25 protein-coding genes are annotated in these 26585 nt (G+C 67.3%); 16 read left to right on the plus strand and 9 right to left on the minus strand.

Going from position 1 to position 26585, the window contains the following annotated elements; translation table 11 throughout:
- Positions 1 to 50: 50 nt before the first annotated feature.
- On the minus strand, positions 51 to 2132 hold the full coding sequence (locus CTP10_RS11810) for a serine/threonine protein kinase (RefSeq protein WP_116320899.1): 2082 nt from the start codon (positions 2130 to 2132) through the stop codon (positions 51 to 53).
- A 428-nt stretch (positions 2133 to 2560) separates the two neighbouring features.
- Here CTP10_RS11810 and CTP10_RS11815 point away from each other — a divergent pair, with 428 nt between their 5' ends.
- From CTP10_RS11815 to CTP10_RS11835, 5 genes are all read left to right on the plus strand, one after another.
- Positions 2561 to 2830: a hypothetical protein gene (locus CTP10_RS11815; protein WP_116320898.1), complete on the plus strand. Its 270-nt coding sequence runs from the start codon at positions 2561 to 2563 to the stop codon at positions 2828 to 2830.
- A gap of 59 nt (positions 2831 to 2889) precedes the next feature.
- A complete protein-coding gene (locus CTP10_RS11820; RefSeq protein ID WP_116320897.1) occupies positions 2890 to 3159 on the plus strand; it encodes a hypothetical protein in 270 nt (89 codons plus the stop codon).
- A gap of 91 nt (positions 3160 to 3250) precedes the next feature.
- On the plus strand, positions 3251 to 3523 hold the full coding sequence (locus tag CTP10_RS11825; protein ID WP_116320896.1) for a hypothetical protein: 273 nt from the start codon (positions 3251 to 3253) through the stop codon (positions 3521 to 3523).
- A gap of 115 nt (positions 3524 to 3638) precedes the next feature.
- On the plus strand, positions 3639 to 3881 hold the full coding sequence (locus CTP10_RS11830; RefSeq protein WP_116320895.1) for a hypothetical protein: 243 nt from the start codon (positions 3639 to 3641) through the stop codon (positions 3879 to 3881).
- An 859-nt stretch (positions 3882 to 4740) separates the two neighbouring features.
- Positions 4741 to 6708, plus strand: coding sequence for a DEAD/DEAH box helicase (locus CTP10_RS11835; protein ID WP_116320894.1), 1968 nt, complete (start codon positions 4741 to 4743; stop codon positions 6706 to 6708).
- A gap of 94 nt (positions 6709 to 6802) precedes the next feature.
- Here the strand turns inward: CTP10_RS11835 and CTP10_RS11840 are convergent, their stop codons facing one another.
- A complete protein-coding gene (locus CTP10_RS11840; RefSeq protein WP_116320893.1) occupies positions 6803 to 8062 on the minus strand; it encodes an SUMF1/EgtB/PvdO family nonheme iron enzyme in 1260 nt (419 codons plus the stop codon).
- 136 nt (positions 8063 to 8198) lie between these two features.
- On the minus strand, positions 8199 to 9305 hold the full coding sequence (gene egtD / locus CTP10_RS11845) for an L-histidine N(alpha)-methyltransferase (RefSeq protein ID WP_116320892.1): 1107 nt from the start codon (positions 9303 to 9305) through the stop codon (positions 8199 to 8201).
- Between the two features lie 527 nt (positions 9306 to 9832).
- Here egtD and CTP10_RS11850 point away from each other — a divergent pair.
- From CTP10_RS11850 to ilvA, 4 genes are all read left to right on the plus strand, one after another.
- Positions 9833 to 10537: a TerC family protein gene (locus CTP10_RS11850; RefSeq protein WP_116320891.1), complete on the plus strand. Its 705-nt coding sequence runs from the start codon at positions 9833 to 9835 to the stop codon at positions 10535 to 10537.
- 133 nt (positions 10538 to 10670) lie between these two features.
- Complete coding sequence (locus CTP10_RS11855; RefSeq protein ID WP_116320890.1) at positions 10671 to 11465, plus strand: thymidylate synthase; 795 nt, start codon at positions 10671 to 10673, stop codon at positions 11463 to 11465.
- Positions 11462 to 11962 carry a dihydrofolate reductase gene (locus tag CTP10_RS11860; protein ID WP_116320889.1) on the plus strand — a complete coding sequence of 167 codons (501 nt, stop codon included), beginning with the start codon at positions 11462 to 11464 and terminating at the stop codon, positions 11960 to 11962. The genes CTP10_RS11855 and CTP10_RS11860 overlap by 4 nt, the downstream gene beginning before the upstream one ends.
- 214 nt (positions 11963 to 12176) lie before the next feature.
- Positions 12177 to 13784 carry a threonine ammonia-lyase, biosynthetic gene (gene ilvA, locus CTP10_RS11865; RefSeq protein WP_116320888.1) on the plus strand — a complete coding sequence of 536 codons (1608 nt, stop codon included), beginning with the start codon at positions 12177 to 12179 and terminating at the stop codon, positions 13782 to 13784.
- Between the two features lie 72 nt (positions 13785 to 13856).
- On the opposite strand, the gene pmbA is transcribed toward ilvA, so the two are convergent.
- Positions 13857 to 15224 carry a metalloprotease PmbA gene (gene pmbA, locus CTP10_RS11870; RefSeq protein ID WP_116320887.1) on the minus strand — a complete coding sequence of 456 codons (1368 nt, stop codon included), beginning with the start codon at positions 15222 to 15224 and terminating at the stop codon, positions 13857 to 13859.
- A gap of 57 nt (positions 15225 to 15281) precedes the next feature.
- Between pmbA and yjgA the strand changes: the two genes are divergently transcribed.
- Together yjgA and mog are read left to right on the plus strand one after the other, a co-directional pair.
- Complete coding sequence (gene yjgA / locus CTP10_RS11875) at positions 15282 to 15896, plus strand: ribosome biogenesis factor YjgA (protein WP_116320886.1); 615 nt, start codon at positions 15282 to 15284, stop codon at positions 15894 to 15896.
- Positions 15893 to 16540, plus strand: coding sequence for a molybdopterin adenylyltransferase (mog, locus tag CTP10_RS11880; RefSeq protein WP_116320885.1), 648 nt, complete (start codon positions 15893 to 15895; stop codon positions 16538 to 16540). Before yjgA ends, mog begins: the two co-directional genes overlap by 4 nt.
- A gap of 51 nt (positions 16541 to 16591) precedes the next feature.
- Here mog and CTP10_RS11885 read toward each other — a convergent pair whose 3' ends face one another.
- Both CTP10_RS11885 and orn read right to left on the minus strand, forming a co-directional pair.
- Positions 16592 to 17473, minus strand: coding sequence for an AEC family transporter (locus CTP10_RS11885; RefSeq protein ID WP_116320884.1), 882 nt, complete (start codon positions 17471 to 17473; stop codon positions 16592 to 16594).
- A 96-nt stretch (positions 17474 to 17569) separates the two neighbouring features.
- Positions 17570 to 18208: an oligoribonuclease gene (orn, locus tag CTP10_RS11890; protein WP_116320883.1), complete on the minus strand. Its 639-nt coding sequence runs from the start codon at positions 18206 to 18208 to the stop codon at positions 17570 to 17572.
- 96 nt (positions 18209 to 18304) lie between these two features.
- Between orn and CTP10_RS11895 the strand changes: the two genes are divergently transcribed.
- The 3 genes from CTP10_RS11895 to CTP10_RS11905 all read left to right on the plus strand — a co-directional run bounded on the left by CTP10_RS11895 (position 18305) and on the right by CTP10_RS11905 (position 20888).
- Positions 18305 to 19552 carry a M48 family metallopeptidase gene (locus CTP10_RS11895; protein WP_116320882.1) on the plus strand — a complete coding sequence of 416 codons (1248 nt, stop codon included), beginning with the start codon at positions 18305 to 18307 and terminating at the stop codon, positions 19550 to 19552.
- Complete coding sequence (gene rsgA, locus CTP10_RS11900) at positions 19549 to 20517, plus strand: ribosome small subunit-dependent GTPase A (protein ID WP_116320881.1); 969 nt, start codon at positions 19549 to 19551, stop codon at positions 20515 to 20517. The genes CTP10_RS11895 and rsgA overlap by 4 nt, the downstream gene beginning before the upstream one ends.
- Positions 20518 to 20582: 65 nt before the next feature.
- Positions 20583 to 20888 (plus strand): putative signal transducing protein, encoded by a 306-nt coding sequence (locus tag CTP10_RS11905; RefSeq protein WP_116320880.1) that lies wholly within the window; start codon positions 20583 to 20585, stop codon positions 20886 to 20888.
- 30 nt (positions 20889 to 20918) lie between these two features.
- On the opposite strand, the gene CTP10_RS11910 is transcribed toward CTP10_RS11905, so the two are convergent.
- On the minus strand, positions 20919 to 21911 hold the full coding sequence (locus tag CTP10_RS11910; protein WP_116320879.1) for a CobD/CbiB family protein: 993 nt from the start codon (positions 21909 to 21911) through the stop codon (positions 20919 to 20921).
- Positions 21912 to 22079: 168 nt separating this feature from the next.
- Positions 22080 to 22778 (minus strand): pirin family protein, encoded by a 699-nt coding sequence (locus tag CTP10_RS11915; protein ID WP_116320878.1) that lies wholly within the window; start codon positions 22776 to 22778, stop codon positions 22080 to 22082.
- A 161-nt stretch (positions 22779 to 22939) separates the two neighbouring features.
- Here CTP10_RS11915 and CTP10_RS11920 point away from each other — a divergent pair, with 161 nt between their 5' ends.
- Both CTP10_RS11920 and gluQRS read left to right on the plus strand, forming a co-directional pair.
- Entirely contained in the window at positions 22940 to 23860 is a 921-nt protein-coding gene (locus CTP10_RS11920; protein WP_116320877.1) for a LysR family transcriptional regulator, read from the plus strand.
- 10 nt (positions 23861 to 23870) lie between these two features.
- The gene (gluQRS, locus tag CTP10_RS11925; protein WP_116320876.1) at positions 23871 to 24776 is read left to right on the plus strand and encodes a tRNA glutamyl-Q(34) synthetase GluQRS; all 906 of its coding nucleotides are present in this window, start codon (positions 23871 to 23873) and stop codon (positions 24774 to 24776) included.
- Positions 24777 to 24828: 52 nt separating this feature from the next.
- On the opposite strand, the gene CTP10_RS11930 is transcribed toward gluQRS, so the two are convergent.
- Positions 24829 to 26328, minus strand: a complete 1500-nt coding sequence (locus CTP10_RS11930; RefSeq protein ID WP_199414626.1) for a DEAD/DEAH box helicase — start codon at positions 26326 to 26328, stop codon at positions 24829 to 24831.
- Between the last annotated feature and the right edge of the window lie 257 nt (positions 26329 to 26585).

Here is a 26585-nt window from a genome sequence, read left to right on the forward strand (position 1 = left end):
CGCGTGGCAGGGCGCGTGGCGTGAAGCGCAAGTCCGCGCGGGCCGCCCCGTCAGCGTGCGCGCGTCGAGATCTGCACGACCTCCGCGCTGATGCGGTCATTGCCGTAGGTGCGCGCCATCTGCGCCAGCGGCTTCTCCAGCGCGCGCAGGTAGTCCTGCCGCGCTTCCACTTCCGTACGGCGCCCTTCGAACAGCGGCACCGGCGTGGTCAGCAGCACCACCAGCTCGGTGCCGAACGGCGCCGACACGACCCACGCGCCGCCCTCGCCAATCGTTGCCTGATGGCCTGCCGGGGCCTGGTGGGCCGGCACGCGCGTGCTGGGGACCATGTGCGCGACCTTGCCGTCGGCCGCGAAGTAATCGACGTAGACATAGGACTCCTGCGCCGGCGTGCGCAGCTCCAGCACCAGCGGCGTGCCATCGGTCAGCTGCGAGCTCTTGCCGCGCAGCCGCAGCGATGACGCGCCGCCGCCCTCGCGATTGCCGGACCAGTACGGCGCGATCAGTTTGGCGACATCGCACTTGTCGGCGGCAAAGGGCTGGGTTTCGACGGTCACGCCCTTTACGCCGGGCATTGCCGCCAGTTGCTCGCGCAGGCGCGCCGGCCCCACGCTCTCGTCCAGGAAGCCGCGCACGCGCAGCGTATGGGCCTTCTCGCTGACGCTGAGCAGCGAACACGGCACCGCGGCGAGCGCCTTGCTGACGTCGGCCATTGAGAACACGGCCGGGCGCGGCGGAGGTGACACGGGAGGCGGCGCGGGTGTTTCTGCCCGCGTTGGCGCAGGCGGCGTGGCGGGCGCTTCCGCAGGCGATTCGGCGCGTGACTCGGCGCGCGACTCGGCCGGCGGCTCGGCCTGCCGGGAGGCATGCCAGGCGTAATAGCCGATCGCCGACACCCCGGCGAGCACGGCGGCGACACCGCCGAGCATCATCGGCGAGCGCTGCGACGGGGTTGTCGCCGGCACCGCGCTCATGCCGTGCAGGAAGCGCGCGACGGTCGGCGTGCGCGTGGCCCGGTCCAGCGACAGCGACTCGCGCAGCGTTTTCCATTGGGTGCGGCTGAGCTGCGGCGGCTGCAGCGGCTTGACGCCCGCTTCGCGCGCCTGGTTGGCCGACATGCGCTGGTACGGATGCTTGCCTGTAACCAGTTCGTAGGTCACGCAGGCCAGCGCGTAAATGTCATCGCGCGGATCGGGCTCGCGATGCTCGAACATCTCGGGACTCGCATAGGCCGGCGTCATGCCGCCCAGCGAGCCCGGATCGAACACGGTCCGGTCTGACTCGTCCGCCGGCGGCAGGAAGCCCCGCGCGATGCCGAAGTCGATCACCTTGACCTCGCCGCTGTCGGTCAGGAACACATTGGCGGGCTTGAAGTCGCAGTGCACGAAGCCGCGTTCGTGCGCGTAGGCCAGTGCGTTGCCCATGCCATTGATGATGGGCATGGCGCGCGCCATCGGCATGCCGCTGAAACCCGGCGCCTTCAGCACATGGTTGAGCGAATTGCCCGACAGGTATTCCATGGTCAGGAAGACCACCGGCCCGTCGCGGTCAAAGTCGTAAACGGTAACGATGTTCCGGTGCGCCAGCGTCTGGGCCTTGCGCGCTTCGCGCTGCAACGCGATCAGCGACTTGGGATGGCCGCTGAACTGCAGGTTCAGCACCTTGATGGCGATATAGGGCTTGCGGTCAGACGCTTCCAGCTTGCGCAGGTCCAGCGCCTTGTACACCGTGCCCATGCCGCCCACGCCCAGGCACTCCTCCAGCACGAAGCGGCCGTTCAGCGTATCGCCCACGCCCTTGGTATGCGCCGCATTCGGCAGCGTGCCGGCCTCCGGCGAGGTCGCGTAGAGCGAACCGGTATGCGGGCCGCTGGCCATGCGCGTGGATTCAGTGGCGCCCTCGTACTGGGTGGCACTGCGGCGCTCGATGCGCCGCATGACCTCCGCATAGACCGCGGGCGGGAACGGGAAGCGCGTGTTTTCCTCGATCACCACGCGCGCCGCCTGGCTGGGCGAGGTCGGGTCCTGGGCCAATGCCGTCTCGAACGACGCAACGAATTCGTCGTCGGACAGTCCGCCGTTCTGGAACTTTCGGATCAGGTCTTTAAGACTGGCCACGGCTCGCCCTGACATGGTTTTCGGGCAGGGTCGCCCGCGCTCTGTGTGCAGTGCGAAGTTGCCCTGTCTCCGATGGATACTAGTGCGCACCCATGGCATGCGCAATCCGTGCGCTTCCCTTGCGCTGTCGGCACGCAACGCCATGCACGTGCGGATTCAGCGTGCGTCGGCCGCGATCGGCGCCAACTGTCACTGCTGCGCCAACACCAGCGCTTCACGTGTTGGCGCGACACCGCCATTCCTGGCCCCGCTTTTCCGCATGCGGCCCGTGCTGCCAAGCCGACATGCCGGCCAAAAATCCCTTGTTTTCAGGCATTTACGCGCGGCACGCGAAGCCGGCCGCAGCGCTGGCACGCTCCCTGCGATATCCAACCCGAGCGCGACACCAACCCGATGCTCGAATCCAAACCCAAAGGCAATACCTTCCGCTACCGGAGACCATCATGACCACGCTGACCATCAAGGACCTGTCCTCCGCCGAAACCCTGGACCGCAAGGGCATGCAAGCCGTACGCGGCGGCATGACCTACATGCCGTTCGCCGCGGTGTACATGCCGCTGAAGCTGTCGATCGACAAGAGCATCACCGCCACGCAGGAAATCGCGCAGATGCAGTCTGTCACCAACCTGAACGGCAACGGCTCCGCGTTCCTGGACCACGTCAAGTCGAACGTCCACACGAACCAGAACGCCACCAACAACATCTACGGCTGAGCCCCGCGCCATAGCTGCACACGCACACACGCACACACATCGATACCCGGAGAACGATCATGACCACGCTGACCATCAAAGACCTGTCCGCCGCCGAAACCCTCGACAGCAAGCGCATGCACGCCGTGCGCGGCGGCCTCGCCTACCTGCCCTTCGCCGCTGTCTACGCGCCGATCAAGCTGGCGTTCGACGGCAGCATCGACGCCAAGCAATCGATCGCGCAGATGCAATCCGTCACCAACCTGAACGGCAACGGTTCGGCCTTCCTGGATCACGTCAAGTCGAACGTGCATACCAACCAGAACGCCACCAACAACATCTACGGCTGATCCAGCCACGGCCGCGGCGCGCGGTGGACATATGCAACCTCCGCGCCAGCCGCCCCGCCAAACTCATCGAAATACCTGAAGGAGCACCATCATGTCATCCATCATCGTTCGCGACCTCGCCGTCAGCAAAGACCTCGACCGTGCCTCGCTGCGCGCCGTGCGCGGCGGCAATTCCTGGCTCACCCGCGGTGTCGGCAACGTCGGCCCGCTGGCCAACGTCACCGTCAACGTCAACCAGAACATCGCCCAGTTGCAGAGCATCAATGTCAACACGCTCAACAACAGCTTCGTCGGCCACGGCGTGGGCCCGGTGAAGGTCGACGTCAACCCGTCGCAATGGGCCGGCAACTTTGCCGCAGTCTGAGCGCCTGGGTACGGGGAGCGGCGGCCGGCCCGCGGGTGAGCACCGCGAGCCGGCCGCCTATACTGAAGCGGTCCCGCGGCCGCATGGCCGTGGCGCCGCGTTACCGGAGACAGCCATGGCAGTAATCGTCATCAAGGATTTGTCCGACAGCATGGATCTCGACCGGCAGGCCATGACCGCCATCCTGGGCGGCGGGCGCACTGCCGGCGGCCAGGGATGGCACGGGCTGCGGCGTAGCGGACCGGCGCGCATCGTCGATTACCCGGGCGGCCTGCCCGGCAATCGCCATGTGATGCCACGGGAGGTCCCGCTGGGCCGGTTGCCACGCAAACCGGCAGACAAGGGGACGGGCGGCTAAGCGCGGGCGGTAACGGGTAGAAAGAAACGGTCAAGCAAATGAAAAGCCCGCCAGTCACTGGCGGGCTTGGTTGCGGACGGGCCCGGACCTTCTGGGTCACACGGTCAACAGTTCGGTCATTCTTTGCCAGGCAGGCTTCCCATGATTCCGCCCATGACGCGGACGCCCATCCGGACCACCCGGAGAGTCGCAGGAAGACTGGCGCTTGGGCGCAATGACCGCAATGCTCGCCGCTAGCAGTGGCGCAATGCCGCTGGAGGAGGTCAAAGCGGGAACGTTATCGTCCGCCCCGTGCGGGCATCCTGTGTGCTCGCGCCTCCAGTATAGGCAGGCGCCGCGGCCTTTCAACCCGGCTGGCACGTTCTGCGAGCCCGGGTGGCGGCGGCGATGCATGCAGGTGACGCCCAGCCGACATATCTGGTTACATTTTCGCAGTGCAACAAAAATTCCCCACTCTGCTATAATCCGCGCCGTGAGTTTCGCAACTGTGAGATCCGCCAACCGCCCGGCACCGGCTTCACCTCAATGCCGCGGCGAATCCGCTGCCCTCCCATGCTCTGTTTCCTCGCTGCCGGACGCCTAGTTGTTGTTTGCGCCAGCCGCCCAGCAGAACGCACCGCTCACCTGACGTCGCCTCGTCTCCGATCCTGTTGAACAGCCTGAAACCTGAGCTGTTTGCCTGCCAGGGACATGGCCGGACCGCCTAGCGGAACCAGCCAACGCCCTGCCTGCCGCCGTACTGCCAGCTGTGTCTGTCGTAACGGCCTCACCGATTGGCGCCGAAGCCTTTTTAAGACTTTGCACTGCGCCCACCCCATTCTGCGTTCGGGGTGCCATGCATTTATTTGACCATTACGACATGACCCAGCACGACATTCGTGCGGAGCAAGCTATTGCCTCCGCGACCGACGCTTCGATCACTTCCGACGCTGCCCAGATTATCGAGAGCCCGCTCGACAAGCTCGACGCCATGCTCAACGGCAACCCGGCAGCCGAAGCTGCGGCCGCCACTGAAACCACTCCGACTGAAAGCGGCTTTGCCAAGCTTGGCCTCGACGCGGCCATCCTGCGCGCGCTTTCCGAACTGAACTACAACACGCCGACCCCGGTGCAGGCGCAGGCCATCCCCGCCTTCCTGGCCGGCCGCGACCTGCTGGTGTCGAGCCAGACCGGCTCGGGCAAGACCGCCGCATTCATGCTGCCCGCGATTCAGCGCATCAGCGAAATGCCGGCGCCGCAGCGCTCGACCGAACCCGCCAAGCGCATGAAGGGCAAGCGCCCCCGTCCGTCGCCGGCCCAGCCCGCACTGCTGGTGCTGACCCCGACGCGCGAACTGGCGCTGCAAGTGACCGAAGCCGCCGCCAAGTACGGCCGCAACCTGCGCCGCATCGTCTGCGCCAGCATCCTGGGCGGCATGCCCTACCCCAAGCAGCTGGCCGCGCTGTCCAAGATGCCTGACATCCTGGTGGCGACGCCGGGCCGCCTGCTCGACCATATCGACGCCGGCCGCATCGACCTGTCGGCACTGCAGATGCTGGTGTTCGACGAGGCCGACCGCATGCTCGACATGGGCTTTGCCGACGACATCGACGCCATCGTCAACGCCACCCCGGCTTCGCGCCAGACGCTGATGTTCTCGGCCACGCTGGATGCGCGCATCGCCCAGCTCGCCTCGCGCCAGCTGAAGGATCCGCAACGCATCGAGATCGCCGCGGCCCGCGCCGACCAGAGCCATATCGAGCAGCGCCTGCACTACACCGACGACATGTCGCACAAGGAGCGCCTGCTCGACCACCTGCTGCGCGACGCCGGTCTCAAGCAGGCGATCGTCTTCACCGCGACCAAGCGCGATGCCGACTCGCTGGCCGAGCGCCTGTCCGACACCGGCTTCGCCGCCGGCGCACTGCACGGCGATATGACCCAGGGCGCGCGCAACCGCACGCTGACCGCACTGCGCCGCGGCAACCTGCGCATCCTGGTGGCCACCGACGTTGCCGCGCGCGGCATCGACGTGCCCGACATCACCCACGTGGTGAACTTCGACCTGCCCAAGCAGGCCGAGGACTATGTGCACCGCATCGGCCGTACCGGCCGCGCGGGCCGCTCGGGTATCGCCATCAACCTGGTCAACCACGGCGACGTGTTCCAGTGGCGCCGCATCGAGCGCTTTACCAACCAGCGCGTCGACGCGTCGGTGATCGAAGGCCTTGAGCCGCGCCGCTCGCCCAAGCCGCGCTCGAACTTCGGCGGCAAGCCGGGCGGCCGCGGTGATTCCCGTGGCAACGGCGGCGGCTACCGTGGCGGCGAGCGCAGCTTCGGCGACCGCAAGTTTGGCGGCAACGGCGGCGAGCGCAGCTTTGGCGACCGCAAGTTCGGCGGTGAAAGCCGCGGCTTCGGCAACCGCACGGAAGGCGCGCGCCCGTTCGGCGACGACAACCGCGGCGGCTTCGGCAACCGTGAGGGTGGCTACCGTGGCCAGGGCGGCAATGGTGGTAACGGCGGCTACCGCGGCGCGAATGATGGCGCCCGTGGTTTCGGCAACCGTGAAGGCGGCCGCAGCTTCGGCGACGAGAACCGCGGCGGCTTCGGCAACCGCGACGGCGCCCGCAGCTTCGGCGACGAGAATCGCGGCGGCTTCGGCAACCGCGATGGCGCCCGCAGCTTCGGCGACGGCAACCGCAACAGCGGCGGCTACCGTGGCAACGGCGAAGGCCGCAGCTTCGGCAACCGTGACGGCAACCGCGGCTTTGGCGGCGGCTTCGGTGGCAATGGCGGCAATGGCGGCAATGGCGGCAACCGCAACAGCCGCTCGCGCTACGAGCGCTGATCGGCCGGTGCGCTGAGCGCACCTTGCCTCCAGCAGCAAAAAGGGCACCCACGGGTGCCCTTTTTGCATGCGCGCGTGGAGACGCTGGAGCGCGCTACAGCGCGCAGGTACGGAACCCGACGAACGCCAGGTCATCCTCCGGCAGCAGTGCCCAGCGCGCCCGCGCATGGCGCAGCCGCGACGGGCTGGCGAACGATACGCCGCGCACCGCCTGGTGCGTGCCGAAGCGGCCGACAAACTCGCCGTCCGACGGCGCCGCGGTGAAGCCCGCATAGGGCTCGTACGGCGTCGCTGTCCACTCGCGCAAGGCCCCCCACTGCAGCCCGCGGTTTTGTGTGGCCGCGAGCTCCCATTCCGATTCCGCCGGCAGACGCCGGCCGGCCCAGCTACACCACGCCTGCGCTTCGAACAGCGTCACGTGGCGCACCGCCTCGTCAGGGTTGAGCGTGCGCAGCGTACCGAAGCGCTCCATCATCCATTGGCGCGACTCCGGGTGGCGCGACCAGTAGCGCGGAACCGAGCGCTCCTGCGTCATCAGCCACTGGCGGCCCGACACCGACCACCACGCGGGCCGCTCGTAGCCACCGTCTTCGATGAATTCCAGGAACTGCGCGTTGCTGACGGGCGCGACATCCATCTCGAAGGCCGGCACATAAGTAGGTTGCGGCGGCAGTTCGTCGGGCCAGGCGAACCCGTCCGCCTCGCACCAGCCCAGCGTGAAGCGCCCGCCCGGGAACTGCAGCGTGCCGCCCTGCCCCGCCGGCCGGGCGCTGCCGAGGGCAGGCGCAGATTCCGTGGGCGCCATGCCCAGCGCCTGCAGCAGCGCGGCCAGCCCCTCGCCTTGCGCATCTTCATGGAGCAGCGCGCGGCGGTACGGATACAGGGTCAGGTCGCTGTCGTCGGGCAACAGCGCTATCCGGCGCAGCACGCCGTCGAGCACATCGGCGGCATAGCGCTTGACCACGGCCACATCGGGCAGCGTGACTTCCCAGCGCTCATCGGGGCCGATGCGGTCGGGATCAAACCATTCATCGGCGCCGTCGAGCAGGGAAGGATCGGACGCCACCGGCACCGGCACCCCGCCGCGGTCGACCTGGCGCACGCCACGCAGGCACCACCACTCGGCATGCCAGGCGACATGACCCAGCGTCCACAATGGCGGATCGGCATCGTACTGGCGCGGCACGTCCCAGGCACGGCGGGTCTGGCCGAACGGGGCCAGCCACCCTAGCGTGCGGTTGCGCGTCTCGACCAGCGCCTGCGCCAGGCCTTCGCGCGGCAGCCGGCGCGGGTCGGACCATGCCGCCTTGCCGCCGGTGAAATAAAGATCGGGAAGCATGGGAAAGCCGCTCATCGGTAGATCCGCGCAGGGAAATGGGGTGGACAGGCAACGGCCGCATCGGCGTGAGGCCTGCAGCGCACGCCGGTGCGGCCATTATGACACCACCTTCCAGCCCTGCCCGGGCGCGGACCGGGACGACCGGCGGAACTCAGCCGCGCGCGTGGAACACCGCGAACCAGCCGCGCGGATCGGTCCAGCAGACCGGATCCTCGAAGCCCGCGGCTTCCAGCAGCAGGGCGAAGTCGGCCGGCTTGTACTTGTACGAGTCCTCGGTATGGATGCGCTCGCCCGTGCGGAACTCGCGCGCGCCACCTTCCCACTGCACACGCACGTCGCGGCACGCCTCCAGATGCATCTGGATGCGCGAAGCCTCGCGGTCGAAGCTGGCCACGTGGCGCCAGTCCGCCAGCACGAAGTCGGTGCCCACGATCCGGTTCACGTTGCGCAGCATGTTCCGGTTGAAGGCGGCCGTGACGCCCAGCGCATCGTCGTAAGCGGACACCAGCGCGTCCTCGTCCTTGTGCAGGTCGACGCCGATCAGCACGCCATCGCCCCGCCCCGCCGCGCCGCGCATCCGCTGCAGCAGCGCCAGCGCTTCCATCGGGGAGAAATTGCCGATGCTCGAGCCGGGGTAGAAGAACAGCCGCCGGCCGCGCCTGACGTTGCGCGGCAGGTCGAACGGTGCGCACAGGTCGGCGCCCAACCCCAGCATCGGGATGCCAGGATGTTGCTGCTGGAGCGATGACAGCGTCGCACGCAGGAAGTCGACCGAGATATCCAGTGCCACGTACTGCGCCGGCCGCAGGCTGCCGAACAGGCGCGCCGCCTTCTCGCAGTTGCCGGCGCCCAGGTCCACCAGCACGCAGCCGCTGCCGGCCCGTGCCGCGATGGCGGGGGCGGCGCTGGCAAAGATGGCCGCCTCGGTGCGCGTCGGGTAGTACTCGGGCAGGTCGGTGATGGCCTCGAACAGGCGCGAGCCGAGCACGTCGTAGAAGAACTTGGGACTGATCGCCGCCGGCTCGGCGCACAGCCCGGCCAGCACCTGCTGGCGCAGGGCGCCGCTCTCCTCGCGATACTGCTGCACGAACTCGGGCTGTGGCGGCGGGCGGTGCGCATGGCCGTTGGCCAGCGCCACCAGTGCGGGCTGGGCGCCGGGCGCTGGCGACACGGCATGGCCGTTATGGTGGTGGTTGCGGGAAAGATTCTGGGGGATGGATTGCGGGGAGGCGTTCGGCGGGTTCGGGACAGCCGGCATGACGTTTCCTTGTGTGGTCGCGAATGGTCACTGCTTCACTGCGTATTCCCCAAGGCCGCGCGGTGGATGTCGTGCGCGCCGGTCTCTGCAACCCGCCCCTGTGCTGTCCGGGGCGCATCAGGCGGAGCCGAGCTTCAAGGATAGGACCATCCGGCGGATTGCGCACCGTTGCATGCCCGGACGGGCACGATGCGGCACACGCCGCAGCTTTAGTCGGTATCTCCCCCAATGTGCCACTCCAGCAACAGTTCGTTTATAATCCCGCCCAGCGCGGCCTCAGCGGCCCGCGACCCTCAAAGGGGAGTAGCTCCGGGGCCTGAAGCCCTTAGCACAATCGTCATTCCGGGATCCACGTCCCCGGTTGTGCTGACCGCCGGCGCGCATACCGCGCCTGTGGTCGAGCAAGACCTTTGCAACCTGGACTTCATGGTTTGCAAAGGCGCCCCCACGCTCCCGTGCTCCGCGAATCCAGGCGAACCAACGTTAGACGTGCGCATTAGCGCTGTTATGTACCCTGAGGAGAGTTCATGGAGTGGTTTACCGATCTGTTCACGATGCAGTTCCTGACGGCCCTGCTGTCGATCGTCGTCATTGACCTGGTGCTGGCCGGCGACAATGCCATCGTGATCGCACTGGCGGCACGCAACCTGCCCCCGCACCTGCAAAAGAAGGCCATCATCTGGGGCACCATCGGTGCCGTGGTGGTGCGTTCGGCCATGACGATCGGCGTGGTCTGGCTGCTGAAGATCCCCGGGCTGCTGCTGGTCGGTGGCCTGGCGCTGGTTTGGATCGCCTACAAGCTGCTCTCCGACGAAAGCGGCGAAGAAGGGCACGGCTCGGGCGCCGCGACCCTGTGGGGCGCGATGAAGACCATCATCATCGCCGACGCGGTGATGGGCGTTGACAACGTGCTGGCCGTGGCCGGCGCCGCGCACGGCAGCTTCCTGCTGGTGGTGCTGGGCCTGCTGATCAGCATCCCCATCGTGGTGTGGGGCTCGAGCCTGGTGCTCAAGCTGATGTCCCGCTTCCCGGCCATCATCTACGTGGGCGCGGGCGTGCTGGCGTTCACCGCGGTCAAGATGATCGTGCACGAGCCGCTGGTCAAGGCCTTCTTCGAGGCCAACCCGGTGGTCAACTGGGGCCTGTATGTGCTGATCATCGGCGGCGTACTCGGTGGCGGCTACCTGGTGCAGAAGCGCCGCGTGCAGCAAGAGCCGGCCGGCAGCCACTAAGGCTTGCCGCCGCGCCAGGGCCGCGAGCCCTGGACCACCTGCGAGAAGGGCTGCCCGAGGGGGCGGCCCTTCTTGCTTTAAAATGCCTGCTTTGCGGGTCCAGCGCCCGCGTCACATCCCCTGCCCCGCGCCGATGAAACAGTATCTCGACTTCATGCGCCATGTGTACCAGCATGGCACCGACAAGGCCGACCGCACCGGCACCGGCACGCGCTCGGTGTTCGGCTACCAGATGCGCTTCGACCTGCGCGAAGGCTTTCCGGTGGTCACCACCAAGAAGCTCCACCTGAAGTCCATCATCCTCGAACTGCTGTGGTTCCTGCAGGGCTCGACCAACGTGCGCTGGCTACAGGAAAACGGCGTCAGCATCTGGGACGAATGGGCCGACGAGAATGGCGAACTGGGCCCGGTGTACGGCTCGCAGTGGCGCTCGTGGCCCGCGCCGGACGGCCGCCATATAGACCAGATCACCGACCTGATGGCGCAGATCCGCGCCAACCCGGACTCGCGCCGGCTGATCGTGTCGGCCTGGAACGTGGCCGATATCCCACGCATGAAGCTGCCGCCCTGCCACGCGTTCTTCCAGTTCTACGTGGCCGACGGCAAGCTGTCGTGCCAGCTGTACCAGCGCAGCGCTGACATCTTCCTTGGCGTGCCGTTCAATATCGCCAGCTATGCGCTGCTGACGCACATGATCGCGCAGCAGGCCGGGCTGGAAGTGGGCGACTTCATCTGGACCGGCGGCGACTGCCATATCTACAACAATCACTTCGAGCAGGTGCAGACCCAGCTGGCGCGCGAGCCGCTGCCGCTGCCGCAGCTGAAGATCCTGCGCAAGCCCGACAGCATCTTCGACTACCGCTACGAAGACTTCCAGCTGGACGGCTACCAGTCGCACGCCGCCATCAAGGCACCGGTGGCCGTATGACGATCCTGACCCTGGTTGTCGCGAAGGCCCGCAACGGCACCATCGGCCGCGACAACACGCTGCCATGGCGCCTGCCGGAAGACCTCGCGCATTTCAAGCGCACCACCATGGGCGCGCCGGTGATCATGGGCCGCAAGACCTGGGACTCGATCGGCCGCCCGCTGCCCGGCCGGCGCAATATCGTGGTCAGCCGCAATCCGGACCTGCGCATCGAAGGCGCAGAGGTAGCAACGTCGCTGGAAGACGCGCAGCGCTTGTGCGTGGGCGTCGACCAGATCTTCCTGATCGGCGGCGCGCAGCTATATGCCGAGGCGATGCCTTGCGCCGACCGTCTGGTCGTGACCGAGATCGATGCCGACGTGGAAGGCGACGCCTTCTTCCCGCCCATCGACCGCACGCAATGGCTGGAAACCGCGCGCGAGACGCATCATTCCGAGGCCAACGGCTTCGACTATGCGTTTGTCACCTACGATCGGCCGCCTTCGGAAGAGTCTTGAGCCGATGCCGGCGGCATTGACAAATCCCGCCGCATCGCCCAAAGTCTGGCCCATGGACCGCCGTCGCTTCCCCATCGCGCGAATTATTCGCACCATTCTCCGAATGGTGGGTTAGCGCGCGTCCAGAACCAGTTTTCCGCAAACACCCGCCCTGCAGGCGGGTGTTTTGTTTTCCGGCTCCAGGGCAATCGACAACGAATCCCGGAGCCACCCCATGCAGGCCACTGCCGAAGCCACCGCCGAAGTCGCCACCCAAGTCGCCACCGAAGTCGCCACCTCAGCCGCGTCCGACCAGCACGACTACCTGAAGCGCATTCTGACCGCGCGCGTCTACGATGTGGCGCGCGAGACCGAACTGGACTTTGCCAGGCACCTGTCCGCGCGGCTGCACAACCAGGTCTACCTCAAGCGCGAAGACACCCAGCCGGTGTTCTCCTTCAAGCTGCGCGGCGCCTACAACAAGATGGCACACCTGAGCCCCGAGGCACTGCGGCGCGGCGTCATCACCGCCTCGGCGGGCAATCATGCGCAAGGCGTGGCGCTGTCCGCGGCGCGCCTCGGCGTGCGCGCGCTGATCGTAGTGCCGACCACGGCGCCGCAGGTCAAGGTCGATGCGGCGCGTGCGCACGGCGGTCCGACTGTCGAGGTGGTGCAGGCCGGCGACTCCTATACAGATGCCTACCGCCACGCGATGCAACTGCAGGCGGAACAAGGATTGACCTTTATCCCGGCATTCGACGACCCCGATGTCATAGCGGGCCAGGGCACGGTGGCGGCGGAAATCCTCAACACGCACCGCGGCCCCATCCACGCGATCTTCGTGCCGATCGGCGGCGGCAGCCTCGCCGCGGGCGTGGCCACCTACGTCAAGGCGGTGCGGCCGGAGATCAAGGTCATCGGCGTGCAGACCGAAGACTCATGCGCGATGGCGCAATCGGTCCGCGCGGGACGGCGCGTCGAACTGGAGGAAGTGGGACTGTTTTCGGACGGCACCGCGGTCAAGCTGGTCGGCGAAGAGACCTTCCGGCTGTGCCGCCGCTACCTGGACGAGATCGTCACCGTCGATACCGACGCGCTGTGCGCGGCGATCAAGGATGTCTTCGAGGACACCCGCAGCGTGCTGGAGCCCGCCGGCGCGCTGGCGGTAGCCGCGGCCAAGCAGTATGCGGCGCGCGAGGGCCTGCGCAACCAGACACTGGTGGCGGTCACCTCCGGCGCCAATATCAACTTCGAGCGCATGCGTTTTGTCGCGGACCGCGCCGAGCTCGGCAATGCGCGCGAAGCCATGTTCGGCGTGACGCTGCCCGAGACCTGCGGCGCGTTCCGGCGCTTGTGCGCCCGTTTGGGAGATCGGATGGGCGACCGGCAGATCAGCGAATTCACCTACCGCATTGCCGATGCGAAGACCGCGCACGTCTTTGTCGGCATGCAGCTGCGCGCACCCGGCGAGGCGGCAGAGATCCTGGACACGCTGCACGCCGATGGCTTCCCGTCAATCGACCTGACCGCCGACGAGGTGGCCAAGGAACATGTCCGGCATATGATCGGCGGCCGCTCGCCGCTGGCGCGCGGCGAGCGCTTGTTCCGCTTTGAATTCCCCGAGAAGCCGGGAGCATTGATGGCCTTCCTGTCGGCGCTGGCGCCGGACTGGAACATCAGCCTGTTCCACTACCGGAACCAGGGCGGCGATACGGGCTCGGTGCTGGCCGGCATCCAGGTGGCCGACGGCCAGGCGCAGGCGTTCCGCGAGCGGCTGGCCACGCTGGGCTATCCGTGGCAGGAAGTCAGCGACAACGCGGCTTACCGCATGTTCCTCGCATAATTCGTGGCGTAGTTCGTGGCATAAACGAAAACGAGCCGCCCGAAGGCGGCTCGCGCATCTGTCAGTCTCTGATCAGTTGCCGGCGATGGTCATCTGCTCGATCAGGATCGAGCCGGTTTCCTTGGTGCCGCGGATCAGCGAATCGGCGCCGATGGCGACGATCTGCTGGAACATTTCGGCCATATTGCCGGCGATGGTGATTTCCTCCACCGGGTACTGGATCACGCCGTTCTCGACCCAGTAGCCCGAGGCGCCGCGCGAATAATCGCCGGTCACGTAGTTGACGCCCTGCCCCATCAGCTCGGTCACCAGCAGGCCGGTGCCGAGCTTGCGCAGCATCGCCGGGAAGTCGTCGCCGGGCTCGGTCAGGTTGCTGTGCAGCGTCAGGTTGTGCGAGCCGCCGGCGTTGCCGGTGGTCTGCATGCCGAGCTTGCGCGCCGAATACGTCGACAGGAAGTAGCCCTGCACCACGCCGTCGAGGACTACGTCGCGCTCGCGCGTGCGCACGCCTTCCTCATCGAACGGGGCGCTGCCCATCGCGCCCGGGGTGTGCGGCTGCTCGTGGATCTGCACGTGCGGCGCGAACACGGCCTTGCCCAGCGTATCGCACAGGAAGGTGGACTTGCGGTACAGCGCGCCGCCCGACACCGCCTGCACGAAGGCGCCGAGCAGGCCGGCGGCCAGCGGCGCCTCGAACAGCACCGGGCAGCGGCGCGTGGACAGCTTGCGCGACTGCAGCCGCGCCAGCGCGCGCTCGGCGGCATAGCGGCCGATGTCCTCGGGGTTGGCCAGTGCCAGCGGCGAGCGCTTGGACGAGTACCAGTCATCGCGCTGCATGCCACTGCCGCTGCCGGCGATCGGCGCGCACGAGATGAAATGGCGCGAATACGGATAGCCGCCCGAGAAACCACGCGTGGTTGCCAGCACGAACTGCGAATGCTGCGCCGACACGCTGGCACCGTCGCTGTTGCGGATGCGCGGCGACACCGCGAAGGCGGCGGCCTCAGCGCGGGTGGCGATATCGATGGCGGCCTCGGCATCGATGGCCCAGGGATGGAACAGGTCCAGGTCCTGCGGCGAGCGCTCCAGCAGTTGTTCCTCGGCCAGGCCCGCGCACTCGTCTTCCGCGGTGAAGCGGGCGATGTTGTAGGCCGCCTCGGCGGTGGCGCGCAGCGCGGCCGGCGAGAAGTCCGAGGTGCTGGCGTTGCCGCGGCGCTTGCCGATCATCACCGTGACGCCGACCACCTTGTCGCGGTTCTGCTCGATGGTTTCCACCTGCCCCTTGCGCACCGATACGGACAGGCCGCTGCCTTCGGAGATCTCCGTGGCAGCGTCCGTCGCGCCCAGCTCGCGTGCCACACGCAGCACATCGGCGGCCATCTCGCTGAGCTGGGCCTGGGTGTAGGTGAAATGCGCGGTCTGTTCTGCGATCTGGTCCATGTGGGATCCGTGCCTGGGGGTCATCAAAAGTCCAAGGGGCAATCATAGCAAGATAAAATGCCGGTCATGACGCGAAATTCCCGTAATTCCCAAGGCTCGCGCTTCCCCGGCGCATTCTCGCCGGAGCCCGAAGACGACGAACCAAAAAGCAAGTCGCAGCGCAAGCGCGACATGACCGCCCTGCAGGATCTTGGCGCCGAGCTGGAAAGCCTGGCCAAGGACCGGCTGGCGCGCGTGCCCATGCCCGAAGCGCTGGCCGACGCCATCCACCAGGCGCGCCGCATCACCAGCCATGAAGGCAAGCGCCGCCAGATGCAGTTCGTGGGCAAGGTCATGCGCGGCCTCGACGACGACGAGGTCGAGGCGATCCGCGCGGCGCTGGAAGGCTTCAAGGGCACCAGCAAGGCCGAAACCGCGCGCATGCACCTGATCGAACGCTGGCGCGAGCTGCTGCTCGCCGATGACGCGGCGCTGACGCGGTTTCTCGGCGAGCACCCGGTCGCCGACGTCCAGTCGCTGCGCAATATCATCCGCAACGCACGCAAGGAGAAGGAGCAGGCCAGGCCGCCGCGCTACTTCCGCGAACTGTTCCAGGCCATCAAGGCAGCGCTCGACGCCAAGGACGGCGCTGCATCCAGCGACGCAGCCCCTTCCCCGGAGCCCGAGGCATGACCCAGACCACGCAGTCCACGCAGCCGGTGTCCCGCAACCATCCCGACGAACTCGTCGTCGGCTTCGTCTCGATCTCGGACCGCGCCTCGGCCGGCACCTACCAGGACGAAGGCATCCCGGCGCTGCGCGAGTGGTTTGGGCGCACGCTGACCTCGCCGTGGCAGGCGGTGGAGCGGCTGATTCCCGATGAGCAGGCGCAGATCTCGCGTACGCTGATCGAGCTGGTGGACGTGGCTGGCTGCGACCTGGTGCTGACCACCGGCGGCACCGGGCCGGCGCGGCGCGATGTCACGCCGGAGGCCACGCTGGCGGTGGCCACCAAGGAAATGCCGGGCTTCGGCGAGCAGATGCGGCAAGTGAGCCTGCACTTCGTGCCGACCGCGATCCTGTCGCGCCAGGTGGCGGTGATCCGCGAGACCGCCAGCCGCGCCGCGCTGATCGTCAACCTGCCCGGCCAGCCGCGCGCCATCCGCGAGACGCTGGAAGGCTTGCGCGATGCCGACGGCAAGCCGGTCGTGCAAGGCATCTTTGCTGCGGTGCCGTATTGCATCGACCTGATCGGCGGCCCTTACATGGAAACCGACGAGGCCGTGGTAAAGGCCTGGCGGCCGAAGAACGCGGTGCGCGCCAAGCCCGCGGCGTAAGTCAAGGATGCTGCCCGCCGGCGCCTGCCGGCGGCAGCCCTCTCCTGCGCTTCAGCGCAATCCCAGGTACAACCCCACCGGCACGAACACCACCGCGGCAATGTTGCCGAGCAGCACGATCGACGCCACCTGGTCGGGCTCCTGCCGGAAATGGTCGGCAATCAGGAAATTCAGCACCGCCGGCGGCAGCGCTGCGAATACGAACAGCAGCCCGCGCTGCAGTTCCGTCAACGGCACCCACTGCGCCAGCACCAGCGCCACCGCGATCCCCGTCAGCGGGCATGCCGCCGCGCCCACCACCCCCATGCCCCAGTTGCGCAGGCTCACGTCCTTCATCCGCACGCCCAGCGCGAACAGCATCAGCGGCACGGTGGCATCGCCCAGCAGCTTGATGGACTGGTAGACCGGGTCCGGCAACGTGAACCAGGGACGCGCCAGCGACAGCCCGACGCCGGCCACCGTGGCCAGCACCATCGGGTTACGCGCGATCTGCGCCATCGACGCATGCCGGTTGACGATCTTCAGGCCGAGGGTGAAGTGCATCAGGTTTGACGCCGCGAACAGCGCCACCGCCGGCGCCAGCCCGGCGTGGCCAAAGGCAAAGACCGACAGCGGCAAACCCATGTTCCCGCAGTTGTTGAACATCATCGGCGGCACGAAGGTGCGCGGATCGACCTTGAGCAGCCGCGCCGCCCCCCACGCCAGCACGCCGGAACCCAGCACCACCGCCACCGCGCAGACCAGCAGCACCAGTTGGTCGGCCAGCACGAACTCCTTGCTGACGAAGGCCGACACCACCAGCAGCGGCGCGATCACATCGAGCGTGGCGCGGTTGATGCCGGCCATGTCCGGATGGGCCTTGCGCCCGTACAGCCACCCGACCAGGATGATCAGGATGACCGGCGTGATGATGGAAACGATGCGCTCGAACATGGCAGGCTCGACGGGAAGTGCCCGGGAGGGTGTCCCGGTCAGCGCGCGCCCCGTCGGTGGTGGTTGGTTGTTGTTATCGGAGGCCGGGAACCCGGCTTATTGCGCGGGCGTGTCGGCAGCCGGGGTGTCAGCAGCCGGAGTATCGGCAGCCGGGGCGCCCGGCGGCGTGTGACGGATAAAGTGCGTGCGGTAGTAGCGCAGCTCTTCCACCGACTCCAGGATGTCGGCCAGCGCCGTGTGCAGCTGGCGCTTGACGAAGCCCTTGTGGATGACCGGCTCCCAGCGCTTGCACAGTTCCTTGAGCGTGGACACGTCCAGGTTGCGGTAGTGGAAGAACGCCTCCAGCTTGGGCATGTAGCGTGCCATGAAGCGGCGGTCCTGGCAGATCGAGTTGCCGCACATAGGCGACTTGTTTGCGGGCACCCAGCGCTTGAGGAAGGCCAGCAGTTCGGCCTCGGCCTGTTCCTCGGTCAGCGTGGACGCCTTGACCTTGTCGATCAGGCCGGAGCGGCCGTGGGTGCCCTTGTTCCAGTTGTCCATGCCGTCGAGCACGGCATCGCTCTGGTGGATCACCAGCACCGGGCCTTCGGCCAGGATGTTGAGTTCGGAGTCGGTAATGACGACCGCCACCTCGATGATGCGGTCGGTATCCGGCTGCAAGCCGGTCATTTCCATGTCCAGCCAGATCAGGTTGTTTTCGCTTTTGACGGATTTGGCGGTGGCGTGGGTTGTCATCGGGACTGCGGAAAAAGGATTTCAGAAAGGCGGCCGCGGCGGAGGCGGACGCGAACAACTTATAATTCTCGCATATCCGTCCCAAGGCTCTTGCCGATGTTCACGATTGTCTTCCTCGCCGCGCTGGTGCTGATGGTGCTGACCAAGCTCTGGCTGGCCGCGCGCCAGGTGCGCCATGTGGCACAGCATCGCAACGCGGTGCCGGCGCGCTTTGCCGACACCATCACCCTCGCCTCGCACCAGAAAGCGGCCGACTACACCATCGCCCGCACCCGGCTGTCGATGCTCGAGGTGCTGGCCGGCGCCGCGGTGCTGATCGGCTTCACCATGCTGGGCGGGCTGCAGTGGCTCAACCAGCTCTGGCTGGAAACCTTCGGCCCCGGCTATGCATATGGCGTGGCGCTGGTGGCCAGCGTGGCGGTGATCGGCGGGCTGGTCGACCTGCCCTTCTCGCTCTACGGCCAGTTCGGCATCGAGGAGCGCTTCGGCTTCAACAAGATGACCTTCGGCCTGTGGCTGGCCGATATGGTCAAGATGCTGGCGGTCGCGAGCGTGCTGGGCCTGCCGCTGCTGCTGGCGGTGCTGTGGCTGATGGAGGGCGCCGGCTCGCTGTGGTGGCTGTGGACGTGGCTGGTGTGGATGGGTTTCAACCTGTTCCTGCTGGTGGTGTTCCCCACCTTTATCGCGCCGCTGTTCAACAAGTTCGAGCCGCTCAACGACGAATCGCTGCGCCAGCGCATCGAGGGCCTGATGCAGCGCTGCGGCTTTGCCAGCAAGGGCCTGTTCGTGATGGACGGGAGCAAGCGCAGCGCGCACGGCAATGCCTACTTCACCGGCTTCGGCGCGGCCAAGCGCATCGTCTTCTTCGACACGCTGCTGGCACGCCTGTCGGGCGACGAGATCGAGGCGGTGCTGGCGCACGAACTCGGCCACTTCAAGCGCCGCCACGTGGCCAAGCGCATCGTCGTCACCTTTGCACTGAGCCTGGTGTTCCTGGCGCTGCTGGGCTGGCTGGCCACCCGCACGTGGTTCTATACCGGCCTGGGCGTGGCGCCCAACCTGGGCGTATCCAACCACGCGCTGGCGCTGGTGCTGTTCTTCCTGACGCTGCCGGTGTTCACCTTCCTGCTCGGCCCGCTGTCGAGCCAGTCGTCGCGCCGCCATGAATTCGAGGCCGACGCCTTCGCCGCCGACCAGACCAATGCCGGCCACCTGGTGTCGGCACTCGTGAAGCTGTACAAGGACAACGCCTCGACGCTCACGCCCGACCCGCTCTACAGCGCCTTCTACTACTCGCATCCGCCCGCCGCGCAGCGGATCGACCGGTTGCTGGCGCACGCATGAGCCGCACCACGCGACACCGCACTGCCGGCGGCGCCAATACCGGCACAAGCACCGAACCCGCGCTGATCATCGCCGCGCACGGCCGCCACTACGTGGTCGAACTGGCCGACGGCACGCGCATGCATGCCTTCCCGCGCGGCAAGAAGAGCGACAGCGCCGTGGGCGACCACGTCGGCGTCGAGCGCGCCGCCGCGGACCAGTGCGTGATCACCAGGGTCTCGCCGCGCAAGAACCTGCTGCATCGCTCGGACCAGTTCAAGTCCAAGCTGCTGGCGGCCAATATCGACCAGGTCATCATCGTGCTGGCGACCGAGCCGGGCTTCTCCGAAGACCTGCTGGGCCGCGCGCTGGTGTCGGCCGAGGCGCTCGATATCCGGCCGCTGATCGTGCTCAACAAGACCGACCTGCCCGATCGGCTGGACGAGGCGCGCCGCCGCCTGGCGCTGTACGGCGAACTGGGCTACGACACGCTGGAGCTGTCGGTGCGCGCCAATCCGGAGCAGGCGCTGGATGCGCTGCAGCCGCGGCTGGCGGGGCTGTCCAGCATCCTGATCGGCCAGTCGGGCATGGGCAAGTCATCGCTGCTGAACCTGCTGATCCCCGGGGTGGACGCGCAGACGCGCGAGATCTCGGCCAAGCTCGATTCCGGCAAGCACACCACCACGTTCACGCGGCTGTACCACCTGCCGGCGGACTGGGGCACGGTCGACGGCCGCCTGGGCGCGCTGATCGATTCGCCCGGCTTCCAGGAATTCGGCCTGTACCACCTGAGCGAAGGCATGCTGGAACGCGCTTTCCCGGAGTTCCGGCCACGCCTGACCGAGTGCCGCTTCTACAACTGCCATCACACCAACGAACCCGGCTGCGGCGTGCTCGCCGCGGTGGCATCGGGCGAGATTGCCGAGCGCCGCCACCAGCTCTACGCGCAGTTGCTGCACGAATCCAGCCAGCAGAAGCCGTGGTGAGCCGGTGCTGAATCGCTACTGGCACCGTGGTAAGGTAAGTGCACCTGGGTAACCGGTGCGCCGCCATGAAACTGCTACTGTCAGCCACCTCTCTCGTCCACGCCGCCCATTGCCAGAACGTCCTGCGGGCGGCCGGCATCCGGGCGGAACTGCGCAATACCTGGCTGGGCGGCGCCACCGGTGAAATTCCGTTCCGGGAAAGCGCGCCGCAGGTCTGGCTGGTCGATGACGAGATGGAGGCGCAGGCGTGGGCCGCGCTCAATGCGGCGGCCAACCCGGTACCGGGTCCAAGCTGGCAATGCCGGCATTGCCACGAATGGCATGAGGCGCAATTCGGCGCCTGCTGGCGTTGTGGCGCGGCGCGCGACTAACGCCAGCGGCCGCTTTCACATACGCAGGTATCAGCCCACCCAGAGCGCCAGCGACAGCATGGCGAGCAGCAGCATCCACAGCACCACCGCGCGCCATACCAGGCCAACGGCGGACTGCAGCGTGCGCACGCCCGGCTCGGCACCGAATTCCGGCGCCGATGGCTCAGGACCGTTGTCTTCTTCCATGCCTGGCGCGTAGTCGATCGCCGGGCCGACCACGCTGGCGCGCAGCACCACGGTAGAGTCGTCCTCGGCCAGCGGCGTGCCCAGGCGCACGCCCAGTGCCCCGCCGCCGCTGGCAAGCAGGATGCCGTTGACCGCATCGTTCCACTTGCGCGCATGGTTGCGCCACGCGTACACCGCATCCTCGAAATTGCCGACGATGGCAAAGCCGATCGCGGTCAGGCGCGAGGGGATCCAGTCGAGCAGGTAGAACGCGCGCGCGGCGAAGCGGCCCAGCGCGGGGCTGCGTTCGGTCGACGGCTCGTTCCAGTGGCGGCCGAGGTATTCCGCGACGCGATACAGCACCACGCCGCCGGGACCGATCGGCACCAGGAACCAGAAGAACACGCCGAACACATGCCGGTGTACGGCGATGATCGCCGCTTCCAGCGTGTGCCGCACGATCTCGGTGACCGGCATCTCGACCGTGTCGATACCGGTCCACTCATGCAGCAGCGTGCGCGCGGTATGGACGTCGTCGCGGTTCAGTGCCTCGTGGATGTCGGTGAAGTAGTGGCTGAACTGGCGGAAGCCCAGCGTCATGTACAGCACCAGCACGTTCCAGGCGAGCGTCAGCGCCACGCTGATCGAAGCCAGCAGGTAATGCACCACGACCACGGCCAGCGTCAGCGGCAGTACGACGGTGAACCAGGCCAGCGCGGCATCGCGGGGGCGGCCGGTGTCGAAGGCGTGCTCGGCGCGGTCGCCCAGTGCGCGCACGATCTCGTAGATCGGGTTGTTGCGGCCCAGGGCGCGGAATTGCTCGGCGATCAGCGCCAGGAGAATAGAAACAAAGGTCATCTTGGTACGGGTGTTCCAAGGGGCGCGCCTGCCCGATGTGCCGGTGCAGGCGCAATGCATAGCGAGAAGATAGCACAGCGGTACCTGACCCTACCCGTTGCGACACAAAAAGCAAAAGCCCGCCGGTGGGCGGGCAAGATTTTCCGGATCAAATTGGCGTGGTGTTGGTCAGGGCAGGTCGAACACCAGCACCTCGGCGTCATCGCCACCAGACAGCGCGACCTCGCCGACCGACTCCAGCCTGGCCGCATCGCCCGCTTCCAGCGCCTTGCCGTTGACGAGCACACGGCCACGCGCTACATGGACATAGGCGCGGCGTCCCGGCGCGAGGGCCAGCGTGGCCGCCTCTTCGCCGTCGAACAGCCCGGCGTACAGACGCACGTCCTGGTGCACCACTACCGAACCGTCGGCGCCGTCCTGGCTGGCCACCAGGCGCAGCTTGCCCCGCTTGTCAGCCGGCTCGAAGTGCTTTTCCTCGTAGCCCGGCTCGATGCCGTTCTGCGCCGGCATGATCCAGATCTGCAGGAAATGCGTGGTGTCGTGCGCCGCGTGGTTGTACTCCGAGTGCCGCACACCCGTGCCGGCGCTCATGCGCTGCACGTCACCGGGCCGGATCACGCTGCCATTACCCATGCTGTCCTTATGCGCCAACTCGCCTTCGAGCACGTAGCTGATGATCTCCATGTCGCGGTGGCCATGCGTGCCGAAGCCCATGCCCGGCGCGACGCGGTCCTCGTTGATCACGCGCAGCGGCCCGAACTGCACATACTGCGGATCGTAGTAGTCGGCAAACGAGAAGGAATGATAGGACTTCAGCCAGCCGTGATCCGCATAACCGCGCTCTGCAGACTTTCTGATTTCAATCATTTTGATGGCCCTCCTTGGCCTGTTTCCGTGTCGCCACCGGCATCGGAACTGCTTGCAACCGTTTGGCGGCATGTGTTTCGTTGTTGATGCTAGGAAGTTTAGGCCGCCAGGCGTATATTTACGGGGACCGCCTTAGAAGCACTCATTCAGAATTTCTGAATATGCCACTCTCACTCGAATCCCTTGAAGTCCTGGACGCCATCGAACGCAAGGGCAGCTTCGCCGCCGCCGCCCACGAGATGGGCAAGGTGCCTTCCGCGCTGACCTACGTGGTGCGCAAGCTGGAAGAAGACCTGGACGTGCTGCTGTTCGACCGGCGCCGCCACCGCGCCGAACTGACCCCGGCCGGGCGCGCGCTGCTCGACGAAGGCCGCCACCTGCTGCACGCCGCCGACGACCTGGCGCGCCGCGTCAAGCGGCTGGCCACCGGCTGGGAAGCCACGCTGACCATCGTGGTCGACGACCTGATCAATTTCCGCGCGCTGCTGCCGGTGATCCATGACTTCTATGCCGAGAACACCGCCACGCGGCTGCGCTTTGCCAAGGAAGTGCTGGGCGGCGCCTGGGACGCGCTGGTCAGCAACCGTGCCGACCTGGTAATCGGTGGCGCCTACGATGCGCCGAGCACGCAAGGCTTCCAGATCCGGCCGCTGGGCACGGTGCCGTTCGTGTTCGCGGTGGCGGCGCACCACCCGCTGGCGACCGAGGAAGGCCCGCTCACCACCATCCAGATCGCCAGGCACCGCATCGTCGCGGTGGGCGATACCTCGCGCAACCTGCCCGCGCGCACCCACGGCGTGCTGGCCGGCCAGGACGTGCTGGTGGTGCCGACCATGCGCGACAAGATGGAAGCGCAGATCCGGGGCCTCGGCTGCGGCTGGTTGCCGGCGCCGATGGCGCAGCCCCATATCGAAAGCGGCGTGTTGCAGGTGCGCGAGACCGTCGAGGTGCGCGCCCCGGGCAACTTCAAGGTGGCCTGGCGCACCAGCAACCGGGGCAAGGCGCTGCAGTGGTGGGCCGGCAAGCTGGAAGACCCGCGACTGGCGCAGGCGCTGCTGCAGCAACCCGATTTCGCCGGCTGAGGGCCTCCGCATGGCAGTGACGGCTGCAATGTTTGCCTCGGCGGCCGGCTACCGCGGCCGCTTTGCCCCCTCGCCGACCGGCCCGCTGCATATGGGCTCGCTGGTCACCGCGCTGGCCAGCTGGCTGGATGCGCGCGCGCACGGCGGCCAGTGGCTGGTGCGCATCGAAGACATCGACATGCCGCGCTGCGTGCGCGGCGCCGACGAAGACATCCTGCAGACGCTGGAGCGCCTGGGCATGGCGCCGGACGAGCCGCCGGTGTGGCAGAGCCGGCGCGAGGTGCATTACGCCGAAGCGCTGCGCCAGCTCGACGCCGCCGGGCAGCTCTACCCCTGCGGCTGCTCGCGCAAGGAAATTGCCGATTCGCTTGTGCACGTGCGGGAGCGGCACCAGACGCTGGGCTACCCCGGCACTTGCCGCCACGGCCTGAACGGCAAGCTGCCGCGCGCCTGGCGCGTGCGCGTGCCGGATGGGCCGGCCGCCACGATCTGCTTCCACGACCGCTGGCAGGGCCGTCAGTGCCAGGACCTGGAAACCGAGCTGGGCGACTTCGTGCTGCGCCGTGCCGACGGGCTATGGGCCTACCAGCTGGCGGTGGTGGTGGATGACGGGCTGCAGGGCATCACGCATATCGTGCGCGGGGCCGACCTGCTCGACTCCACGCCGCGCCAGATCCACCTGCAGCAACTGCTGGGCCTGCCCACGCCGAGCTACCTGCATGTGCCGGTGGTGGTCAACGAGATCGGGGAAAAGCTGAGCAAGCAGAGCGGCGCACAGGCGATCGACACCGGCGCGCCGCTGGAGGCGCTGCGCCAGGCCGGCATGCACCTGGGCCTGGCGAACAACGAAGGGAATGTACAGGACTGGCTGGCGCGCGCAACGGAGGACTGGCGCCAGCGAATGGCGGCGGCCTGAGCCTGAGCCTGAGCCGCAGGCCGCATCAGGCCCGATCAGGCGGGCCGCCGGATCAGGACTTGCGCGGCACGCCGCCCAGCAGCGCCGCGACCGGACGCTTGGGAGCCTGGCGGCCACGGCTCAGCGCGGCGGCGATTTCCTCCGACGGCTTCACCTGCGAGCTGCTGGCGCTGGGCTCGTACGGACGCGAGAAGAACGGATCGTCGGAAGGACGGAACACCTGGCGGCTGCCGCTGTGCTCGTGGCGGCGCGGGCGCTCCTCGCCTTCGCCGTTGCCGCGCGCGCGGCGCAGGTCGCCGCGCTGGCGGCGGCGCTCGGCTTCGTCCTGGCGCGACTTCTCGCCGGTCGGGTCAAAGCCTTCCAGCTTGCCGCGCGGGATGCTGCGCTTGATCAGCTTTTCGATATCGGACAGCAGGCGCTCGTCATTGCCAGGCACGTAGATCGACAGCGCATCGCCGCTGGCACCCGCACGGCCGGTACGGCCGATACGGTGCACGTAGTCCTCGGCGCTGTACGGCACGTCGAAGTTGATCACGCACGGCATGTCGGGGATATCGAGCCCGCGCGCCGCCACGTCGGTGGCGACCAGCGCGTCGATGGTGCCGCTCTTGAAGCCGTCCAGCGTCTGCATGCGCTCAGTCTGGGTCTTGTCGCCGTGGATCGCGGAGGCATTGATGCCCTCGCGCTCCAGGTGCCGTGCCAGGCGCGAGCAGCCGATCTTGCTGTTGACGAAGACGATGCACTGGCGGGACAGGCCCTGGTCGGCACGCTGCTTGAGCAGGTGCACCACCGCCGCCTGCTTGTGGCCATCTTCGACCTGGTACACCATCTGGCGCACGTTCTCGTTGGTCGAGTTGCTGCGCGCCACCTCGATGGTGACCGGCTGCTTCAGGTAGCTGGCGGCCAGCCGCTTGATTTCCGCCGAGAACGTCGCCGAGAACAACAGCGTCTGGCGCTGCGCCGGCAGCAGGTTGATGATGCGCTGCAGGTCCGGCAGGAAGCCCATGTCGAGCATGCGGTCGGCTTCATCCAGCACCAGCATCTGCACCTGCGACAGGTTCACCGACTTCTGCTGCACGTGGTCGAGCAGGCGGCCGGGCGTGGCCACCAGGATCTCGACACCGCGGCGCAACGCATCGGTCTGCGGGTTCATGTCGACACCGCCGAACACCACCGTGCTGCGCAGGTCGGTGTGCTGGGCGTAGCGGGCAACGTTGTCGTAGACCTGGTCGGCCAGTTCACGCGTGGGCGTCAGCATCAGGGCGCGCACCGGGTGGCGTGCCGGCGAGGCGCTGGCGTTGGCCAGCGGCAGCAGGCGCTGGATGATCGGCAGCGCGAAGCCGGCGGTCTTGCCGGTGCCGGTTTGCGCGGCGCCCATCACGTCCTTGCCGAGCAGCACGACGGGAATGGCCTGCGCCTGGATCGGCGTGGGCGTGGTGTAGCCCTGGTCGGACAAGGCACGCAGGATGCGCGCGTCCAGGCCAAAGCTTTCGAAGGTTTGCACCGCGGTCTGCCCTGCGGTGGTGGGTTCTGGTGCGGTCGTAGTGGTCATGGGTATCGGTGTCTGGCGGGAGGCGAACCCGGCACAAACGGATACGCGTCTGGAACTCATCTCGCCCTGGTTCTCGGCTGGCACCGGAGGGGCGCCGGCGCGGCCATGCCGCTTAAAGAGAGCTTGCAGCTTTTGGCCAAGAGAATCAAAGACTTAAATTTTAGCATTTCTGCCAGCACAGTGACCAGCTTGGCGCGGGCGTGCGAGCGCCGCGACAGTGCGCGGCCTGGCCGGGCGGTTTTCAAGAAACTGTCACA

Origin of the sequence: Cupriavidus sp. P-10, from assembly GCF_003402535.2 — a bacterium.
Lineage (GTDB): Bacteria > Pseudomonadota > Gammaproteobacteria > Burkholderiales > Burkholderiaceae > Cupriavidus.

Coding starts and splice junctions, on each gene's coding strand:
- CTP10_RS11810 (WP_116320899.1), bottom strand. CDS start 2,132: ATGTCAGGGCGAGCCGTGGCCAGTCTTAAAGACCTGATCCGAAAGTTC.
- CTP10_RS11815 (WP_116320898.1), top strand. CDS start 2,561: ATGACCACGCTGACCATCAAGGACCTGTCCTCCGCCGAAACCCTGGAC.
- CTP10_RS11820 (WP_116320897.1), top strand. CDS start 2,890: ATGACCACGCTGACCATCAAAGACCTGTCCGCCGCCGAAACCCTCGAC.
- CTP10_RS11825 (WP_116320896.1), top strand. CDS start 3,251: ATGTCATCCATCATCGTTCGCGACCTCGCCGTCAGCAAAGACCTCGAC.
- CTP10_RS11830 (WP_116320895.1), top strand. CDS start 3,639: ATGGCAGTAATCGTCATCAAGGATTTGTCCGACAGCATGGATCTCGAC.
- CTP10_RS11835 (WP_116320894.1), top strand. CDS start 4,741: ATGACCCAGCACGACATTCGTGCGGAGCAAGCTATTGCCTCCGCGACC.
- CTP10_RS11840 (WP_116320893.1), bottom strand. CDS start 8,062: ATGAGCGGCTTTCCCATGCTTCCCGATCTTTATTTCACCGGCGGCAAG.
- egtD (WP_116320892.1), bottom strand. CDS start 9,305: ATGCCGGCTGTCCCGAACCCGCCGAACGCCTCCCCGCAATCCATCCCC.
- CTP10_RS11850 (WP_116320891.1), top strand. CDS start 9,833: ATGGAGTGGTTTACCGATCTGTTCACGATGCAGTTCCTGACGGCCCTG.
- CTP10_RS11855 (WP_116320890.1), top strand. CDS start 10,671: ATGAAACAGTATCTCGACTTCATGCGCCATGTGTACCAGCATGGCACC.
- CTP10_RS11860 (WP_116320889.1), top strand. CDS start 11,462: ATGACGATCCTGACCCTGGTTGTCGCGAAGGCCCGCAACGGCACCATC.
- ilvA (WP_116320888.1), top strand. CDS start 12,177: ATGCAGGCCACTGCCGAAGCCACCGCCGAAGTCGCCACCCAAGTCGCC.
- pmbA (WP_116320887.1), bottom strand. CDS start 15,224: ATGGACCAGATCGCAGAACAGACCGCGCATTTCACCTACACCCAGGCC.
- yjgA (WP_116320886.1), top strand. CDS start 15,282: ATGCCGGTCATGACGCGAAATTCCCGTAATTCCCAAGGCTCGCGCTTC.
- mog (WP_116320885.1), top strand. CDS start 15,893: ATGACCCAGACCACGCAGTCCACGCAGCCGGTGTCCCGCAACCATCCC.
- CTP10_RS11885 (WP_116320884.1), bottom strand. CDS start 17,473: ATGTTCGAGCGCATCGTTTCCATCATCACGCCGGTCATCCTGATCATC.
- orn (WP_116320883.1), bottom strand. CDS start 18,208: ATGACAACCCACGCCACCGCCAAATCCGTCAAAAGCGAAAACAACCTG.
- CTP10_RS11895 (WP_116320882.1), top strand. CDS start 18,305: ATGTTCACGATTGTCTTCCTCGCCGCGCTGGTGCTGATGGTGCTGACC.
- rsgA (WP_116320881.1), top strand. CDS start 19,549: ATGAGCCGCACCACGCGACACCGCACTGCCGGCGGCGCCAATACCGGC.
- CTP10_RS11905 (WP_116320880.1), top strand. CDS start 20,583: ATGAAACTGCTACTGTCAGCCACCTCTCTCGTCCACGCCGCCCATTGC.
- CTP10_RS11910 (WP_116320879.1), bottom strand. CDS start 21,911: ATGACCTTTGTTTCTATTCTCCTGGCGCTGATCGCCGAGCAATTCCGC.
- CTP10_RS11915 (WP_116320878.1), bottom strand. CDS start 22,778: ATGATTGAAATCAGAAAGTCTGCAGAGCGCGGTTATGCGGATCACGGC.
- CTP10_RS11920 (WP_116320877.1), top strand. CDS start 22,940: ATGCCACTCTCACTCGAATCCCTTGAAGTCCTGGACGCCATCGAACGC.
- gluQRS (WP_116320876.1), top strand. CDS start 23,871: ATGGCAGTGACGGCTGCAATGTTTGCCTCGGCGGCCGGCTACCGCGGC.
- CTP10_RS11930 (WP_199414626.1), bottom strand. CDS start 26,328: ATGACCACTACGACCGCACCAGAACCCACCACCGCAGGGCAGACCGCG.